The organism is Haloparvum sedimenti (assembly GCF_001462205.1).
Taxonomy (GTDB): domain Archaea; phylum Halobacteriota; class Halobacteria; order Halobacteriales; family Haloferacaceae; genus Haloparvum; species Haloparvum sedimenti.
In genome coordinates, this window is record NZ_LKIR01000139.1 from 1 (window position 1) to 16,350 (window position 16,350).

Consider the following 16,350-nt stretch of genomic DNA (forward strand, 5'->3'; position numbering starts at 1 on the left):
TGAATTCCGCGAAATCGCGCTGATGTGTGTCGTCTATAACATCAAGCGCTTCGTCAAACAGTGAATCTCTACGCCTTACAGCGATTCAACACAGCCGGACGAGGAGATCACGAGTTCGGAGGTTGGGCAGCGACCTGAGACATTCACTGAGAACAACTTGATCTTCCCGTTGCTGGAGGCGTGTGGGCTCGGATACAACGAGCAGCCGTATGGTGAGAAGGGTAGTCAGGTCGTGTGGCCGGACTTCGAGCTATTGATGGACGAGCCGAAGGTCATTGGTGAGAACAAGTCGCTGAACAAGGTCGACAAGGGCTTATCCGAGCTGCGCGACTATCTGGACCGGAAGTCCATCGGAGCCGATTACGGTATCCTCACCGATGGTTTCGACTGGATACTGATCAAGATCGAACTGGGTGGTGACGTTACCGAGTACCCCGAGATCAGTAGCATTGATCTCCGACCGGCTATCGTTGAGGTGGCCCGGGAAGAGGGTGTTATGGGATCCGCTGGGATTGAGGACACCGACATCGATGAGATAACCGAGGAATTTACCAGTACCTACGAGCGTGAGCAGTTCATCGAGCTGATCACCGAGACCGCGCCGCGGACTATCCGCGACGAGCGGAAGCGCGACGTAGACGAGTTCTTCGAGCTGTACATTGAGCTGCTATTCGGTGAGAGCGAGAAGCACGACTACGAGACCTCGTTGATGGACGATATTCACTCGCCGGACAAGGCTACGGAAACCGACGAGCGGCTGTTCGCTGTTACGCTCGTGAACCGGCTGCTGTTCATTAAGTTCCTCGAAAGTCGCGACGTACTGGAAGATGGTTTCCTGAAAACCCGTGTTGAACAGTATCAGGAGAGCCAGTCGATCCTCGCGGGGAACCTCTACGAAACGCAAATAAAACCGATCTTCTACAAGCTGTTCAACACCGACAAGCCCGACCGAGAGCCGAAATTCCGACAAGAAGGCGGCGTTGAGTGGGCTCAGTCCGTCCCGTATCTGAACGGGGGTCTGTTCCGGGAGAATGTCCCCAGCGAGAGTGACTACACCGTGAACGACCGGATTCTCCCGACGGTCGTGTCGGACCTCATCGAAGGGAGCCAACTCAGCCTGTCGAGTGACGGCTTCGACCCGGCGCTCCTCGGGAGCGTATTCGAGAAGACAATCAACTACATCGAGCAGGACCGCGATCAGAAGGACCTCGGTGCGTACTACACGCCGAACGATGTCACTGACTTGATCAACTCGGAGGCCATTGATCCGAAGGCGAAAGAGATCCTCGTGGACACGTTCGCCTCCGAGATCACTGACGATGACGAGGAGGATCGGATCGTCCGATCGAACATGGAAGACATGGATCTCTCCGAGATCCTCCGTGAGGTTGAGGAGGGCATGGGATGGTTCGGGTCTGCCGACGCTGCTGAAACAGCGATTGAAGAGTTGACCGAGTTGAAGATCATCGACCCAGCCTGTGGTTCGGGTCACTTTCTGACGAGCGCGATGGACGAAATCACTCGGATACAGGTGTCGCTCCTTCGTGGTCTCAACCGCGGGGACGACCCCTCACCCGAGCAGAAGTACGAGTTAAAGCGTGACCTCGCTCTGAACACGATCTACGGGGTTGACGTTGATCGCGTAGCGACCGAGATCGCCAAGCTACGGGTCTGGCTGAAGATCATCGAAGGGAACAGCTGGGAGCCGGACTTCGGCCCGCTTCCGAACATTGACATCAACATCGCTGCTGGGAACTCACTCGTGGGACTCCCAGTCAAAGGCACCGTGGAGAGTGCCTCGATCTGGAACGACGACATCTCCGAACTGGCCGAGAAGCGCCGGGCGTACAAGTTCGACCGAGAGGGTTCGCCCGAGGAGATCGAGGCGCTGATGCAGGACATACGGCCAGATTTCGACAGCGCGTATCTCGACCGCTACAACAAACCGATCAAGACCGAACTGGAAGACGTAGAGACCTTCAACGAGATCTACGAGGGGATTGAGACTGCAACGCTGTACCCGACACTCGAGTCGGTAAAGATCCAGCAGGAGGACGGATCGGCGTTTACCGACGAGCAAATTGAGCGTCTCGAAGATCTGGGCTGTACGACCTACAAGAAGTCGGCCCGGATGGATATACAAGATCGGGAGTCTGAGCTAAAGAATGCAGGTCGGAGTAACGTCAAGGAACACGTCGCCGACGAATTACGCTCGCTGCTGCAGGATGGGTTCGTATTTGACGAGTTCACCCGACTTCCGCTACAGTACGATCTCGAACGTATACTTGGCCAGCCCTTCCACTGGCCCGTCGAGTTCCCCGAGGTGGCGAAGGAGGGTGCGGGGGCCGAGAGATCGATCCATTTCGATATCATCCTTGGAAATCCGCCCTACGGAGACCTGCTGAACGACAACGAGAAACTGTTCACCTCCACGTACAAGACCTCGTCAATCCGCGAAATCTCCGCACAGTTCGTTGAACGACAATTCCAGTTGCTCGGGGAGGACGGTTACTTCGGGAACATCACGACGCTCCGCTTGGTCTTCCAGTCGAACTACGATGAATTCCATGATCTGCTTCGTAAGAATCTGTCGCCGACCCGGATCTCGTGCTTCGGGCTGCGTGGCCGGACTGGTGTGTTCGCAAACGCTCTGATCCGCGTCGGTGTGTTCAGTGGTAAGAAGTCGGCAGAGGATCGTGGAGATATCTATACGAGCGACTTGGTCCTCTTCACTGAGGACAATCGACAGCAGCGGTTCGAGAACATTGAACTGAGTTCCACAAAGGATCTTGTTCTCCGTGACAAGATCGGTGGTGAGGGTAGCCGTGGCCCTGTTCTCCCGAAGATTGGGCCTCAAACGAAACGTGGTCTGCTTGAGATTCTCCGAGAGCAGTCCGACACCCAGATGGAGAACGTGTTCGAACGAAAGGACCCAGTGACGACGGACCATCCAGTCATCTTGACCGAAAGCGGCGGGTACTGGATTAACCCGATGATCGAAGCCCTTACCGACAAGGCAGGCCACCGTTATCTATACTTCGACACGGAACTCGAGCAGCAGACCGCTTTCCTCGTGTATAGTTCGTCCCTGTACTATTCCTACTGGATCACCTACGGAGATCAGCGACACCACACGCTCGGAGAGATGGCTGTGTTCCCATGGCCAGACGAGGAGCAAATCGAGAAGTACGAAGACGAAATCGAAACGCTCGCCAGTACGCTGTGGGATCGGATGCAGGACAATTTCACTGGCACGAGCTTCCAGATGTCGCCCCTTCGGCAGATCATCGATGATGTTGATCGGCTGGTGGGAACGCTGTACAATCTGAATGACGAACACATCGATTACACGATGAAATACCACACAGACATTGGCGAGCAAAGCGGACGTGAAGGCGATCCAGACGCCTCGTCCACTTACGAAAGTCTTTTTGAGTAACTGGAGATCACCACTTCCCCAGATTTCTGACCATGGCCCTCGATACTATTTCACTCAAAAACCGCAATTCACGTTCTCCGATCGGGATTTCTACGTGTCGGCGGCCGGACCGTCGATCCGCCCCTCGTCGGGATAGGTGTACCTCCGGAGGTCGACCCACTCCCAGTCGATGCGTCGCCCGGAGACGTACCCCTTCCGGGACAGGGACCCGGCGTCGCCAAGGTAGCCGCCCATCTCGGGGTCGGCGACGTACCAGGTGCGCCGGTCGCCGTCGGTGACGTAGTACGACCGGTAGTCGTCGCTGAACGTGTCTCGCCGCTCGGCCAGCCGCTCGTAGAACTCGTCGAGAGCGTCGTTGACGCGTATCGCGGACGCGTCGACCCCCGCCTCGACGAGCAGGTGCCCGTCGCCCGAGTCGTTGAACACCGAGAGCATCCGAGTTTCCACACCGCGAAGCGAGTCGTACAGCGACGCGAGCGTGACGGTCTTCTCCTCGCAGTTCCCGCCCGTTCGCCACGTTTCGGTCGGCGGCCTGAACGGCCGCGTTCCGTCCTCGTGCCGTCGCTCGTACGGGATTTTCCGGTGGATGTAGAAGTGGAGCGCGGCCGCGACGGTGACGGGCGTCCACTCGCCCTCGTGGGCGGAGAAGTGGCGGTCCAGGATCTCCCGGACGATCGGCTGCATCCCCGACTGGAGCCGGTCGTGGTAGTCGACCATCGTCACCCGTCGTCCCAGTCGTCTCCCTCCTGAGAAACGTCTCGGAGGATGTCGTCGAGAGTCGCTTTTTCGGTCGGGGCGATATCGTCGCCCGTCTCGGCTGTGGGGTCGTACGCCTCCGTGGTGGCGAGCGTCTTCCCGAGTTCGGTCACGTTCCGCTCGATCCTGTCGAGCCGCTGTTCCAATTGCTCTCCGGCGGTGTCGATCATCGCCTCCAGCTCCCGGGACTCCGCCCGTTCAGCTTTGATGGCTTCGGTGAGGTCGCCGTCAGAAACGGCGTCCAGCGTCTCGGCTCTGCCTTGGAGACGAGCCAACTTCTCCTCGTGATCGTCAGTCAACTCGATCACCGTCTCGTACGTCTCGAGCAGCTCCTCTATCGTCTCGAGGACCGCCGTCTGGTCGTTCAGGAGCGAGACGACGTTCTCGCGGTCGGCGTGTCTCGAGTTCTCGACGAAATTCCGAAGATCACGGTGCCGTTTCCGAACGGATGCGTACCGTTCCCGGTACTCGTTGGGGCCCATCGTCATGCGACTCGTGCGGGTGTGGTATATTTGGTGGGGGTAGCACGACCTCTCACGGCCGGCGTCGGCCGGACGGCACGCCTCAGTACCGCAGCGTCGCGTGGAGGACCTCCGCGATCTGTCCGGCGCCGAACGCCGTGCCGGCCGCGGCCGTCCACGCCGCAGGAACCAGAAGCGCCGGCCCGTTCTCGCGGTGCGTCCGTGAGACGCCGTGGGGTCGGCGATGGTGCCGGGAACCCCGATCCGAGGAACCCGACCGACCGGGAAAACGGTCTTGCCACGGGGTGCCGTACGTCGGAGCGTGACCGATCCTTTTCCCGCCGTCATCGCCCGTCGAAAGCGCCCGCTCCGCTACCTGATGGGCTTCCTCTACGTCCTCGCGGGCGTGGCGCACTTCCTCGCCCCTCGGCGGTTCGCTCGGATCGTCCCGCCGCGGTTCCCGCGGCCGCGGGCGCTCGTCTACCTCTCCGGCGTCGCCGAGGTCGTTCTGGGCGTCGGCGTGCTGTTCAGGCGGACCCGGCGAGCGTCGGCGTGGGGGATCGTCGCGCTGCTGCTGGCGGTCTTTCCGGCGAACGTCTACATGGCCACCGACGGCGTAGCGGCCGAACTCGTCCCCGAGCGCCACGCGGGGCTTGCCCGGGTCGCGGCGTGGGTTCGACTTCCGCTGCAGGGAGTTTTGATCCTGTGGGCGTGGTGGTACACGGGGCGGGACGTTGGAGGCGCGTAGTCGCCGAAGCGTACCGTGTACGACACGAAACGGCGAGGTCGAGCTACTCGTCGACGTACACGACGCGCGTACCGGCCGCGAGGTCCCCGAGTCGCTGGTGTTCGTCGGAGAGGTAGGCGACGAGGACACCGACGAGGTAGAACGCGGGCAGGGCGTCGACGATCCGCAGGAGGTTGCGGGCGACCGCGGCGACCCACGTGCAGTCGTTGCCGTCCTCGGTGACGACGACGATGTCGCGGTACCGCTTGCCGAGCGTCTGTCCGTAGTACCCCTCGAAGGCCGTCTGGTAGCCGAGCAGGACGACCGGCGAGATGAACTGCACCGCGACCAAAAAGCCGCCGAAGCCGCCGAACGAGCCCTCGATCATGAGCGCGCCGCCCACGTATCCGAGCAGTCCGACGAGCCCGACCACCAGCAGGCCGTCGATGAGGAGCGCTTCGAGGCGCCGGTCGAGGACGCCGGCCAGTTCCGTAACGTCGGGATCGGGATATCGATCCATGATAGTTCGGTGGGGAGATACTGTGATAAAAAGGCAGCGCGGCGAGTATCACGACTGATAGCCCGATCGGCTCCGACTTCGTGTGGACCCTCGTGTGGAAAGTCGTGGACGGACCGGCCCGCAAAACGGAGTGCTAACTGTTCGCTGGTCTGGGTCGGGGGGACAGGTGCCGCTACTGGCCCCAGAAGTCCTCGCGGCTGCCGAGGCGTTCGCGGTCGGGGCGGCTCGGGCCGTCGCGTTCCGCTTCGTCGCCCTCGTCCTCGCCGGCACCCTCGCCCTCCTCGCCTTCCTCATCCTCGGGGAGGCGTTCGACGACCTCCTGTGCGGTGGCGTGGCTGGACTTGACGCGGTGGATGCGGACCTCGGCGCGGGCGGGCGGGAGCAGGCCGTCCACGAGGATGATAAAGCCGTCCTCGGTGCGGCCGACGCCGGCGCCGCTCTCGTGGATGTCGTCGACCTCGACGACGACCTGCTCGCCGGGCTGGACGGGCTGTTCTTTCAGCTCGTAGATCGGCATGTCGTAGTGGTTGCACCACTCGGCGCCGCCCTTGTTCCCGTAGTGTTGACACCCCATCCCCTGAATTTGTTCCTCGAACTGGGGGCAGTCGTCGGCGAGCGGACAGTTAGCCATACGTGAACTAGCCCGGGGTCGCTCTAAATCCTTCCGACTGGGCCCCCTCTCCGGCCCCGAGTCGGCGTCCGGCGTCCCGTCGCAGCTTCCGATCACTCCGCGACCGCGTCCGCGACTTCCTCGGCGAGTTCGAGGTCGCGACGCCGGAGTTCCCTGATGAACCGCAGCGCCGCGAGGTGGCCCGCGATCGCGACGCCCGCCGCGACGACTGCGGTGCCGACGAACAGCCGCACGAGCACCGCCGGCCCGACCGCGAGCGACAGGTCACCGCCCGTGACGCCGGGGACGGGACCGAGCAGCCGCGACCCGAGCCAGAACCCGACGCCGTAGATCACCCACTTCACCGGCGGGTTCATCACGAGCAGCACCGCCACCAGCGCGAGGTTGCTGACGCGCTCGAGGTACCGGGCAGCCAGCGCGAAACAGACTAGCGCGAGGCCGAAGTTCGGGAGCGCGGCGACGAAGAGGCCGACCGAGAACGTCGCCGCCACGTCGCGCGGCGGGTGGTCCTCGCTGAACGCCTCCTCGAGCCGCTCCCGTGTTCGATCCCGGTAGGTGGAGAGTCGCCGTCTCACGGATCCGGGTGGCGCTCCACGACCATCAACGCACCGCCGACCGCACCGATCAGGGGGTGCCGCCGACCGCACCGATCAGGGGGCGCCGCCGACCGCGCCGTCCGCTCTGCGGCGATGGCTTGAAGATCGTGGAGCGCGTGGGTACGTCTGACACATGAGCTCGGAAACGTCGGACCGGGCGTCCGCCGTCGGGGACGGCTGCTGTCCTCGGTGTGCGGACGCCGAGCGTCTCCTGTCCGAGGCGGGTGCGGACCCGGCCCCCCTCGCGACGGGGGACCGAGAGCAGGGCCCCGCCGTCTCCGCGGTTCCGACCGACCACGTCAACACGGTGTACGAGCTGCGCGGCGTCGGCTGTCGGCGGTGCGGGTCGGTCGCGGAGCTGGGCCTGGAGGCGATCGACGGGGTGAGCGCCGCGACCGCCAGCGCGCCGACCGCGAGCGTGCAGGTTCACTACGACCCGGCGGCGGTCGAGCCGGCGGCGCTGGAACGTCGGCTCGCGGCGGTGGGGTATCCCGTCGCGACCCGCGACGAGGCGTTCGCGAACCGACGGGCGACAGCGTGGGCGGGCGCGCGGTTCGCCGCGGGGATCATGGCCGGCCTGATGGCGCTGTCGTCGTACGGCGCCGTGATGTACCCCGCACGCTTCGAGTGGCTGCTCGGGCCGGCGATCGCCGAGCACCTCAACGAGCAGCTGGTGGCGACCGGGAGCTTCGCCTATCACCTCAACATCGGCGTGCTGGCGGGGATCGTCCTGTTCTTCGCGGGAAAACCGATGATCGACGGCGCGCGCGAGGCGCTTTCGGAGCGGTCGGTGTCGCTCGACCTGGCGGCCGCGAGCGCCGCCGTGCTGGCGTACGCGACGAGCTGGATCGGCGTCGCGACCGACGCGATGTGGCTGGTCCACTTCGACGTGGTCGTCGCGGTGGCGCTTGCGACCTCGGTCCAGCGGCTGCTGGACGCGAGCGAGCAGGGGGTCGGTCCGACCGACCTCGAGACCGACGCGACGGCGCGGGAGGCGGCCGGCCCAACGGGTTCGGACCGTGAAGCCCCGATATCGGCCGGTTCGTCCGACTGAGTCGCCCGTCTTCTCGCTAACAGCCAACACGGAACCCTTATCCGTGTGACCCGCATCTGTTTGGTTGCAATGGCAACCGGTACGGTTGATTTCTTCAACGACACGGGCGGTTACGGCTTTATCGACACTGAGGACGCTGACGAGGACGTCTTCTTCCACATGGAGGACGTTGGCGGTCCGGACCTCGAGGAGGGGCAGGAAGTCGAGTTCGACATCGAGCAGGCCGACAAGGGCCCGCGCGCGACGAACCTGACGCGCCTGTAAGGCGCGTCGAGCCCGACGAATCGGCACACTGACACGTTTTCGGATTTTCTCACACCCGGTAGCGGCGTCGCCGGCGATCGCTGCGGCGGCGCGTTCGAGCGCATCGTCACGTTCCTTTTGCCGTTCGACCGCGTAGTTCGGTCAGTGAGCGTCACGACTCTCCACGACCCGAGCCACCGTGAGGCGCTGTGGGAGCTGGAGTCCGTCTTCGAGCGCGGCGACCTGATCACCGTCTTCGGCCGCTGTGAGGTCGACTACGAGGGCCGGGCCGCCTCGGAGCTCGGCCCCGGCGACCGCCTGCTGGTCCTCAAGCCGGACGGCGCGGCGCTGGTCCACACCGACGAGCAGCGCACGCCGGTCAACTGGCAGCCGCCCGGCTCCGAGCACCGCGCCTCGGTCCGGGACGGTCGGCTCCGCGTCCGCTCCGAGCGAGAGAACCCGGACGAGATGCTGACGGTCCGGTTCGCGGCCGTCCATCAGCTCTCGGCGATGGCCGTCACCGGCGGACGGGACCTCGACGTCCACGGGAGCGAAGCCGACCTCAAGCGCCGGATCCTCGACCATCCCGACCTCGTCGAGGCGGGGTTCGAGCCCGTGGAGACGGAGCGGGACAGCGCGGCCGGCCCGATGGACGTGTTCGGCTACGACGCGGCGGGACGCCCGGTCGTCGTGGAGCTGAAGCGGCGCCGGGTCGGGCCGAGCGCGGCCAGCCAGCTCGCGCGCTACGTGGCCGCGCTCGAACGCGAACTCGGCGACGACGAGCCCGTCCGCGGCGTGCTGGTGGCGCCCTCGGTCACCGACCGGGCCGCGGAGCTGCTCGCCGAACAGGGGTTCGACCACGCGTCGGTGACGCCGGGCGACTCCGTCGACGGCGAGGCGACCCCCGACGCGCCGAACGACTCCGCGGGACCGACCTGACGGAAGCCGCCGGCGGCCCGGCCGATTTATACTCGGGGCGACGAAACCGACATCCCATGCCAGTCACCGAGACGGAACTGCCCGGGGTCGGCAAGAAACACGAGATCGACCTCGGGGACGGCGAGACGCTGGTCGTGCTCACGCACAACAGCGGGCGCCGCGAGGTGTACAAGCGGGCGTCCGCGGACGCCGACTCCGAGAAGCTGTTCGAGCTGTCCGACCGGCTCGCACGGACCGTCGGGACGATCCTCGAGGGAGCCTACTTCCAGCCGGTGGAGTCGCCCGACGCGCCCGACGCGCTGCTGCCCGGCGGCGCGCTGATCGAGTGGTTCGAAGTGGACGCCGACTCGCCGCTCGCGGGGGAGACGCTGGGCGACGCCGACTTGCGTGCGAAGACCGGCGCCTCCGTCGTCACGATCCAGCGCGCGGACGACGTGCTCGCCAGCCCCGGTCCGGAGACGGAACTGCGGGTGGGGGACACGCTCATCGTCGTCGGCGACCGCGAGAGCGTGGAGGAACTCGAGACGATGCTCGCGCGTCCGGTGGACCGTGAGTGAGGCGGGGCGCTCGGAGGTGACCCTCGATGGCTGACGCGCTGCTGTTGGAGGTGGGCGTGCTGTTCGGCGCGGTCGCGGTCGTCGGTGCGCTCGCGAACCGGCTTGGACAGTCGGTGATCCCCTTTTACATCGTCGTCGGGATGCTGCTCGGCCCCCACGTGATCGGGGAGCTCGCGCTCCCGGGCGTCGGGACGGTGTACATTCAGGAGAGCGAGTTCGTCGAAGTCGGCGCCGAACTGGGGATCGTCCTACTGCTGTTCTTCCTCGGGCTGGAGTTCAACCTCGACCGCCTGATCGAGAGCCGCGAGCGGATCGGTCGCGCGGGGGGGATCGACCTCGCGATCAACTTCGGCGTCGGGCTGCTGGTCGGCTTCGCGCTGTTCCGCGACCCGCTCGCGGCGTTTCTGACCGCCGGGATCGTCTACATCTCCTCGTCGGCGATCATCACCAAGTCGCTGATCGACCTCGGCTGGATCGCCAACGACGAGGCGGCGCCGATGCTCGGCACGCTCGTCTACGAGGACCTGTTCATCGCAGTGTACCTCGCGGTCGCGTCCGCGCTGGTGCTCGGTGGCGGCGACGTGAGCGAGGCCGCGACCTCGGTCGGGATCGCGATCGGGTTCATCCTCCTCCTCCTGCTGGCGGTGTACTTCGGGACAGCATGGTTCGCGCGCCTGTTGAACACGGGATCGAACGAGTTCACCGTCCTCCGGGCGCTCGGCACGACCGTCCTCGTCGCGGGCGCGGCGCTGGCGCTCGGCGTGAGCGAGGCGGTCGCGGCGTTCTTCGTCGGCATGGCCTTCTCCTCGACGGACCACGTCCACGACCTCGAGACCCTGCTGGAGCCGGTTCGGGACACCTTCGCCGCGGTGTTCTTCTTCTGGATCGGGCTCGTCACGGACCCGTCCGTGTTCGGCGGCGTCGCCGTCCCCGTGGCGGTCGCGGTCGTCGCGACCACGCCGACGAAACTCGTTTCGGGGTACCTCGGCGGCCGCGCCTACGACCTCGGCCCCCGCCGCTCGGCCCGCGTCGGGCTGGGAATGGTCACCCGGGGAGAGTTCTCCCTGATCATCGCGGCGCTGGCGCTGTCGGGCGCCGGCACCACGTTCGCCGCCGGCGTCGCGGACGACATCTACGCCTTCGCGGTCGGCTACGTGCTGGTGATGAGCGTGCTCGGCACGACGCTGATGCAGTACTCCGACCCGTTCGAGGCGTTCGCCGTCGAGCGGTTCGGCGGTGGCTGACACTGTCAACCTCGACCTTTCACCTCGACCTTTTTCTGCGTCGGGTTCGCGCGCCGCGGGCGGCGCGCTCACCACTCCTTGAAAAATGTCGATCAAAAAGGGGCCGCGGTCGGCGCTGCGGGCGCTTCGCGCCCTCGCGCCGCCGCGGTTCCACGATTTCGACACAGAACGGCACCGCGCCCGCATCAGCACCGCACCGCCACAGAAAACCGCCACAGAAAACCGCTACAGAAAACCGCTACAGAAAACCGCCACAGAAAACCGCTACAGAAAACCGCCACAGAAAACCGCTACAGAAACAGCACCGCACCGCGACCGCATCGGCAGCTGCCGTCTCAGAACTTCTCCAGGAGGTCGGCGTAGAACTCGCCACCGCGGTCGTCCGCGAGCTTCTCGACGATCAGCTCCGGGGTCGAGCGCGCGAGGTGGTCCTTCTGTGGCGAGCGATTTACCCGGAGCTCGCCGTCGACCAGTCCGACCGCCTCGATGCCGTCGACGGCGATGTCGAAGCCGGCCGCCTCGCGGATCTCGCGCGCGAGGTGCGAGACGAACACCGCGGTCGCGTCCTGCCCGTCCAGCGCCTCGAGGATGCCCGCGATGATCTTCGCGGACGCCCCCGGCTCCGTGATCGACTCCAACTCGTCGACTAACACCAGCCGGCCGTCCGCGCCGTCCACGAGGTCACCGAAGTCCCGGAGGGTGGCCTCGAACGCGCCCGCGTCGAGCGTCCCCTGCGACTTCGCGTAGTAGTGGACCTCCTCGAAGCGCTCCAGCCGGACCTCCTCCGCGGGGACCGGGAGCCCCATCTGCGCGAGCACGACCACGAGCGCGACCAGGTCCAGCGTCGAGGTCTTCCCGCCGGAGTTGACGCCGGACAGCAGCGTCGCGCCCGAGACCGCGTAGTCGACTGGCTCCACCTCGTCGAAGGGCACGTCCAGGAGCGGGGAGCGGCCGCCCTCGATGGCGAATCCCGAGGGCTCCGCGTCGTCGTCCGACCCGACGAACTCCGGGAGCGTGCAGTCGAAGTCGCGGGCGAACCGCGCCACCGCCAGCTCGACGTCGAGTTCGAGCGCGTCGCGGACCAGTTCCTCCACCGGGTCGCGAAGTTCCCCCAGATCCGCGGCGAGGTCCGCCTTCAGCGCCGCGGCGCGCTGGTCGCGGGCGGCCGTCAGCTCGGTCCGGAGCCGGGAGACGGGCTCTTCCGCGTGCTCGACCGGAAACGTGGGGTCGCCCGCAAAGATGCGCTCCGCGAAGTCCGCCTCCGAGGGCTCCAGCCGGAGCGCGTCCACCAGGTGCTCGCGCGCCTTCCGTAGCGCCTCGTCGTACTCGTCGGCCAGCTCGCGGGAGAGCAGGGAGTCGACGCGAGCGCCCTGCTCGACCAGGGAGAGGAAGTCCTGTCCCTCGATGGTCACGTCCTGCTCGCGGATCGCCGCCCGGAGGTGGTCGTCCGCGACCGACTCCGCGGCGCTCACCGCGGCGTCGAGGTCGTCCACCGCGTCCGCGAGCCGGTCGTACTCGTCGTCGCCGACGACCTCGCCCGCCTCGTCCACGCGTGCGAGCGCGTCCCGGAGCGCGTCGAGGTCCGCGGCCGGGTTCATCTCGCCCTCGTCGAGCCCCGCGGCCTCGTGGACGCGCGCGGCCGCGAGCAGGGCCTCCCGGTTCTCGGCGAAGAAGGCCAGCAGGCGCTCGGGGACGGTCTCGGCCGGCTCCGCCAGCGCGTTCGGACGCACGCGCACGTCGCCGTCCACGTCGAGGCCGGCGAACTCCTCGTCGATCACGATCACCGTCGCGTACGAGCGCGAGAGCTCCGAGATATCGCGGGCGTCCTCCACGATCTCGACGGAGAGCTCCGGGACCGCCTCCTCGGCGGCGGCGTAGCGCTCGGCGTCCGCGGTCGCCAGACACCGCTCGCGGACGCGGAGCGTCCCGGGGTCGGAGAGCGGCTCCACGTCCGCGAGCGCCTCCCGGACCGCGGGATCGGGGTCGCGCTCCATCGCCTCGGCCGCGAACGCCTGCACCTCCTCGATCCGCGAGACCGACGCGGATGGGTAGAACGTCTCCAGCCGCTTGGCCGCGTAGTCGGTGACCGTTCGCTCGCGCAGGAGGCCGATCGCGTCGCGATACACCTCGCGCGCGCGGTCGGTCGCCAGCAGTCGTCCGCCGTCCTCCTCGTGGCGCCGCCGGATCGCGCCGCGGGCGATCTGCGCGGCGCGCCCCTCGGTGACGCCCGGCGCACGCGCCAGCGCGGCCACGTCGCCCGCCTCCAGCGCCGCCTCCGGGTCGTCGAGCTCCCCGAGCGCCCGGGCGGTCTTCGCCCCGACGCCCGGGATCGCCTCCAGATCCATCGTGACCGGGTATCGCGGGCACCGCCAAAAGGGTGCGGGTCCGGGATCACGCCGGACCGATCGCGGCCGGGAGCGCGTCGGAGGCGACCGCCGCGGACAACGCCCTTTTCTCCGCCGGCCGCGAAGCCGGACCATGGACACGGACGCGCTCGCGCCGAAGACGGCGCGAAAGGCCGAACTCGCCCGCGAGGCGCTCGCGGAGCGGGACGGGGTCGTGGTCGCCTTCTCGGGCGGCGTCGACTCCTCCGTCGTCGCCGCGCTGGCGCACGACGCGCTCGGCGACGACGCGGTCGCCTGCACGGCCAAGAGCGAGACGCTGCCCGACGCGGAACTCGCCGACTCCCGGCGAGTCGCCGACGAGATCGGCGTCCCCTACTCCGTGGTGGAGTTCTCGGAGCTCGACGACCCGAACTTCGTCGAGAACGGCGACGACCGCTGTTACCACTGCCGCACGATGCGGCTCGGGAAGATGTACGAAAAGGCCCGCGAGCTGGGGATCGGGACGGTGTGCGACGGCACCAACGCCTCCGACCCCGGCGAAGGGCACCGCCCCGGCCTGCGCGCGGTCGAGGAGCTGGAGGTGTACTCGCCGCTCCTTGCCCACGACATCACGAAGGAGGAGGTCCGGGCCATCGCGGACGCTTACGGTCTCTCGGTGGCCGACAAGCCTTCGATGGCGTGTCTCTCCTCGCGTATCCCCACGGGGCTCGAGGTCACCGAGGCGCGGCTCTCTCGGATCGAGAAGGCCGAGCGCCTGCTCCGGGAGTGGGGCTTCTCGCAGTTCCGCGTGCGCGACCACGACGGGCTGGCGCGCGTGGAGGTCGCCCGCGAGGAGCTCGACCGCGCGCTCGACTCCGACTTCGCGGCCGCGGCCGACGAGCACCTCACGGATCTCGGCTTCGACCACGTGACGCTGGACCTCGCCGGCTACCGGACCGGCAGCGTGAGCCCGGAGGGGGAGGAGAACGGGGCCGGTGGGATCGAGACGGCCGGGAACGAGGCGGGCGAGAGCGAGACGAGCGACGACGCGGCCGACGGACTCGACCTCGGCAAGCAGTACCCGCGATAGGGACCGCCCGCCGCGAGGCCCGTTTCTCGCCCCGTCGGATCGATCAAAACCGCCTTAAGGACCCTCTCCGTAGCGTCGCTCATGTATAACCCACTGGCGATTGCGCTGGCGGCGGGCATGGTGCTCGTCGTCGTCTTCTTCTCCAACCTGCGGGGGAGCGGGTGGGAGCCGTCCGCGGACATCTCGGCGGAGGTGCTGGAGCACCGAGCGTCGACCGTCCCGGAGACGGAGTTCCCGGAGCCGATGAACCGCTCCATCGGCGGTGGCGGCGGCGCCGCGGCCGTCGGCGGCGGCGCCGAGGGCGAGGAGGGCGAACTCGCCGAGGGCGGCGCCGAGGAGGAGGCCGGTCCCGGCGACATCCCCGAAGACGAGGTCGAGTACTACGAGGTCGAGTTCGTCAAGCAGGGCGAGACGGTCGAGCTCGCCAACAACGAGCCGATCCTCGACCAGGGCGAGGAGCAGGGCTGGGACCTGCCGTACGCCTGCCGACAGGGGCAGTGCGTCTCCTGTGCGGGCCACATCACGGACGGCCCCTCCGAGGACTTCGTCGTCCACGACAACCAGCAGATGCTGGAGGAGGCCGAGATCGACGACGGCTACACGCTCACCTGCGTCGCGTACCCGCGCGACTCGTTCAGCATCGAGACCGGCGAAGCGCCGTAGTCGGTCCGTCCGCGGTCGGGGTTCGCCGGATTTCGGCGCGGTGTCTCTCTGCAGACTGTTTCTGTGAGCGGGCGATTTCTGTCCACCGCGTTCTTCTTTCAGCGACGCGGCCGCGCGTCAGACGTCCGCGATGGGCGTCGCGTCGTCCCACGCCTCCGCGAACCCCTCCTCGACGCGGGCGGCGAACGTCGGGTCCCGGAGGTCGAGCATGCCGAACAGGCGGTCGGGCGCCAGCGGGTCCGGCACCTCCAGACACACCTCGACGCCGTCGATCAGGTGGAAGGTTCCGTACATCGCGTCGGTCACTCGAAGTTCGAAGGGCGACTGGGCCAGCGCCGCGGCCGCGCGCTCGTCGTCGACGGCGTCGCGGGCGTCGTCGAACACGTCCGGCGAGAGCATGACCGACACCTCGACGCCGCGTCGGACCGCCGACAGCAGTCGGTCGAGGACGGCGTCGCCCTCCTCGCCGATCTCGAACTGTGCGGAGACCGCCTCCGCAGCGACGACGACGCGCTCGTCGGCGGCGTCGAGGCGCTCAAACAGCAGCTCCCGCGAGTCGGCCGCGCCCACCGCCGCGGTCCAGAAGGCGTCCTCCGGCGTCCCAGCCCCCGCGAGTCGGTCCACGAGGTCCTCGCGTTCGTCCTCCATCGTCTCGATGCGCTCGGAGAGCTCCCGCGTCCGCGCCTCGACCAGTCGGTCGACCGCGATCTCCGGCTCCACGGCGACGTAGCGCTTCGGGTCCCCCGCGGTCTGCTCGCGGACGAGCCCTCGCGACCGGAGGCCGCCGAGCGCGTCGTAGATCCGCCCCTTCGGCACGCCGCTCTCCTCGGAGACCCTCGCGGCCGTCCCCGTCCCGATCGACAGCAGTGCCCGGTAGGCCCGGTCCTCGTAGCTCGTGAGCCCGAGGTCACACAGCGAGTCCATGTCCCGGCTACGAGTGGTTTATAAATAAGCGCGAGGGAAACGCCCGCGAGTTGTCGCGTGGCGGGCCGGCATTCGTTTCGGGATCCCCCGACCACTCATCGGTGATGGGCCGGTGGCCGTCGGCTACCGAACATCTCGGGGTCGGCTCTCAAACCTCTCTGAAAACGGAGACGATGTTTCTC

The 16,350-nt window shown here is 66.9% G+C and carries 16 protein-coding genes; 9 read left to right on the forward strand and 7 right to left on the reverse strand.

The features are described 5' to 3' along the window. The first annotated feature begins 157 nt into the window (after positions 1 to 157). Positions 158 to 3,439: an Eco57I restriction-modification methylase domain-containing protein gene (locus tag AN233_RS13640; protein ID WP_125920039.1), complete on the forward strand. Its 3,282-nt coding sequence runs from the start codon at positions 158 to 160 to the stop codon at positions 3,437 to 3,439. Positions 3,440 to 3,529: 90 nt separating this feature from the next. Here AN233_RS13640 and AN233_RS13645 read toward each other — a convergent pair whose 3' ends face one another. Both AN233_RS13645 and AN233_RS13650 read right to left on the reverse strand, forming a co-directional pair. Then, positions 3,530 to 4,156: a hypothetical protein gene (locus AN233_RS13645; RefSeq protein ID WP_125920040.1), complete on the reverse strand. Its 627-nt coding sequence runs from the start codon at positions 4,154 to 4,156 to the stop codon at positions 3,530 to 3,532. Between the two features lie 2 nt (positions 4,157 to 4,158). Continuing rightward, a complete protein-coding gene (locus AN233_RS13650; protein ID WP_058367331.1) occupies positions 4,159 to 4,677 on the reverse strand; it encodes a hypothetical protein in 519 nt (172 codons plus the stop codon). Positions 4,678 to 5,035: 358 nt separating this feature from the next. On the opposite strand from AN233_RS13650, the gene AN233_RS13655 reads away from it, so the two are divergent. Further along, positions 5,036 to 5,404 (forward strand): DoxX family protein, encoded by a 369-nt coding sequence (locus AN233_RS13655; RefSeq protein ID WP_058367429.1) that lies wholly within the window; start codon positions 5,036 to 5,038, stop codon positions 5,402 to 5,404. A gap of 43 nt (positions 5,405 to 5,447) precedes the next feature. On the opposite strand, the gene AN233_RS13660 is transcribed toward AN233_RS13655, so the two are convergent. The 3 genes from AN233_RS13660 to AN233_RS13670 all read right to left on the reverse strand — a co-directional run bounded on the left by AN233_RS13660 (position 5,448) and on the right by AN233_RS13670 (position 7,109). Beyond that, a complete protein-coding gene (locus tag AN233_RS13660; RefSeq protein ID WP_058367332.1) occupies positions 5,448 to 5,903 on the reverse strand; it encodes an RDD family protein in 456 nt (151 codons plus the stop codon). 172 nt (positions 5,904 to 6,075) lie between these two features. Beyond that, the gene (locus AN233_RS13665) at positions 6,076 to 6,534 is read right to left on the reverse strand and encodes a TRAM domain-containing protein (protein ID WP_058367333.1); all 459 of its coding nucleotides are present in this window, start codon (positions 6,532 to 6,534) and stop codon (positions 6,076 to 6,078) included. A gap of 92 nt (positions 6,535 to 6,626) precedes the next feature. Further along, complete coding sequence (locus AN233_RS13670) at positions 6,627 to 7,109, reverse strand: DUF2062 domain-containing protein (protein WP_058367334.1); 483 nt, start codon at positions 7,107 to 7,109, stop codon at positions 6,627 to 6,629. 154 nt (positions 7,110 to 7,263) lie between these two features. Here AN233_RS13670 and AN233_RS13675 point away from each other — a divergent pair, with 154 nt between their 5' ends. From AN233_RS13675 to AN233_RS13695, 5 genes are all read left to right on the forward strand, one after another. Then, positions 7,264 to 8,184 (forward strand): cation transporter, encoded by a 921-nt coding sequence (locus tag AN233_RS13675; protein WP_058367335.1) that lies wholly within the window; start codon positions 7,264 to 7,266, stop codon positions 8,182 to 8,184. Between the two features lie 69 nt (positions 8,185 to 8,253). Continuing rightward, complete coding sequence (locus tag AN233_RS13680) at positions 8,254 to 8,448, forward strand: cold-shock protein (RefSeq protein ID WP_058367336.1); 195 nt, start codon at positions 8,254 to 8,256, stop codon at positions 8,446 to 8,448. A gap of 144 nt (positions 8,449 to 8,592) precedes the next feature. After that, entirely contained in the window at positions 8,593 to 9,366 is a 774-nt protein-coding gene (gene nucS / locus AN233_RS13685; RefSeq protein ID WP_058367337.1) for an endonuclease NucS, read from the forward strand. A gap of 56 nt (positions 9,367 to 9,422) precedes the next feature. Beyond that, complete coding sequence (locus AN233_RS13690) at positions 9,423 to 9,923, forward strand: cation:proton antiporter regulatory subunit (protein WP_058367338.1); 501 nt, start codon at positions 9,423 to 9,425, stop codon at positions 9,921 to 9,923. A gap of 26 nt (positions 9,924 to 9,949) precedes the next feature. Next, positions 9,950 to 11,167 carry a cation:proton antiporter gene (locus AN233_RS13695; RefSeq protein ID WP_058367339.1) on the forward strand — a complete coding sequence of 406 codons (1,218 nt, stop codon included), beginning with the start codon at positions 9,950 to 9,952 and terminating at the stop codon, positions 11,165 to 11,167. 335 nt (positions 11,168 to 11,502) lie between these two features. On the opposite strand, the gene AN233_RS13700 is transcribed toward AN233_RS13695, so the two are convergent. Continuing rightward, on the reverse strand, positions 11,503 to 13,512 hold the full coding sequence (locus AN233_RS13700) for a MutS-related protein (protein WP_058367340.1): 2,010 nt from the start codon (positions 13,510 to 13,512) through the stop codon (positions 11,503 to 11,505). Between the two features lie 133 nt (positions 13,513 to 13,645). Here AN233_RS13700 and larE point away from each other — a divergent pair, with 133 nt between their 5' ends. Next, positions 13,646 to 14,581, forward strand: a complete 936-nt coding sequence (larE, locus tag AN233_RS13705) for an ATP-dependent sacrificial sulfur transferase LarE (RefSeq protein ID WP_058367341.1) — start codon at positions 13,646 to 13,648, stop codon at positions 14,579 to 14,581. 81 nt (positions 14,582 to 14,662) lie between these two features. Next, entirely contained in the window at positions 14,663 to 15,244 is a 582-nt protein-coding gene (locus AN233_RS13710) for a 2Fe-2S iron-sulfur cluster-binding protein (RefSeq protein WP_058367342.1), read from the forward strand. A gap of 117 nt (positions 15,245 to 15,361) precedes the next feature. Here the strand turns inward: AN233_RS13710 and AN233_RS13715 are convergent, their stop codons facing one another. After that, entirely contained in the window at positions 15,362 to 16,168 is an 807-nt protein-coding gene (locus tag AN233_RS13715; RefSeq protein WP_058367343.1) for a TrmB family transcriptional regulator, read from the reverse strand. Positions 16,169 to 16,350 lie beyond the last annotated feature (182 nt).

Excerpts from the sequence above, each read along its gene's own strand:
- AN233_RS13645 (WP_125920040.1), bottom strand. The coding sequence starts at position 4,156 with ATGGTCGACTACCACGACCGGCTCCAGTCGGGGATGCAGCCGATCGTC.
- AN233_RS13650 (WP_058367331.1), bottom strand. The coding sequence starts at position 4,677 with ATGGGCCCCAACGAGTACCGGGAACGGTACGCATCCGTTCGGAAACGG.
- AN233_RS13655 (WP_058367429.1), top strand. The coding sequence starts at position 5,036 with ATGGGCTTCCTCTACGTCCTCGCGGGCGTGGCGCACTTCCTCGCCCCT.
- AN233_RS13660 (WP_058367332.1), bottom strand. The coding sequence starts at position 5,903 with ATGGATCGATATCCCGATCCCGACGTTACGGAACTGGCCGGCGTCCTC.
- AN233_RS13665 (WP_058367333.1), bottom strand. The coding sequence starts at position 6,534 with ATGGCTAACTGTCCGCTCGCCGACGACTGCCCCCAGTTCGAGGAACAA.
- AN233_RS13675 (WP_058367335.1), top strand. The coding sequence starts at position 7,264 with ATGAGCTCGGAAACGTCGGACCGGGCGTCCGCCGTCGGGGACGGCTGC.
- AN233_RS13680 (WP_058367336.1), top strand. The coding sequence starts at position 8,254 with ATGGCAACCGGTACGGTTGATTTCTTCAACGACACGGGCGGTTACGGC.
- AN233_RS13690 (WP_058367338.1), top strand. The coding sequence starts at position 9,423 with ATGCCAGTCACCGAGACGGAACTGCCCGGGGTCGGCAAGAAACACGAG.
- AN233_RS13695 (WP_058367339.1), top strand. The coding sequence starts at position 9,950 with ATGGCTGACGCGCTGCTGTTGGAGGTGGGCGTGCTGTTCGGCGCGGTC.
- AN233_RS13700 (WP_058367340.1), bottom strand. The coding sequence starts at position 13,512 with ATGGATCTGGAGGCGATCCCGGGCGTCGGGGCGAAGACCGCCCGGGCG.
- larE (WP_058367341.1), top strand. The coding sequence starts at position 13,646 with ATGGACACGGACGCGCTCGCGCCGAAGACGGCGCGAAAGGCCGAACTC.
- AN233_RS13710 (WP_058367342.1), top strand. The coding sequence starts at position 14,663 with ATGTATAACCCACTGGCGATTGCGCTGGCGGCGGGCATGGTGCTCGTC.
- AN233_RS13715 (WP_058367343.1), bottom strand. The coding sequence starts at position 16,168 with ATGGACTCGCTGTGTGACCTCGGGCTCACGAGCTACGAGGACCGGGCC.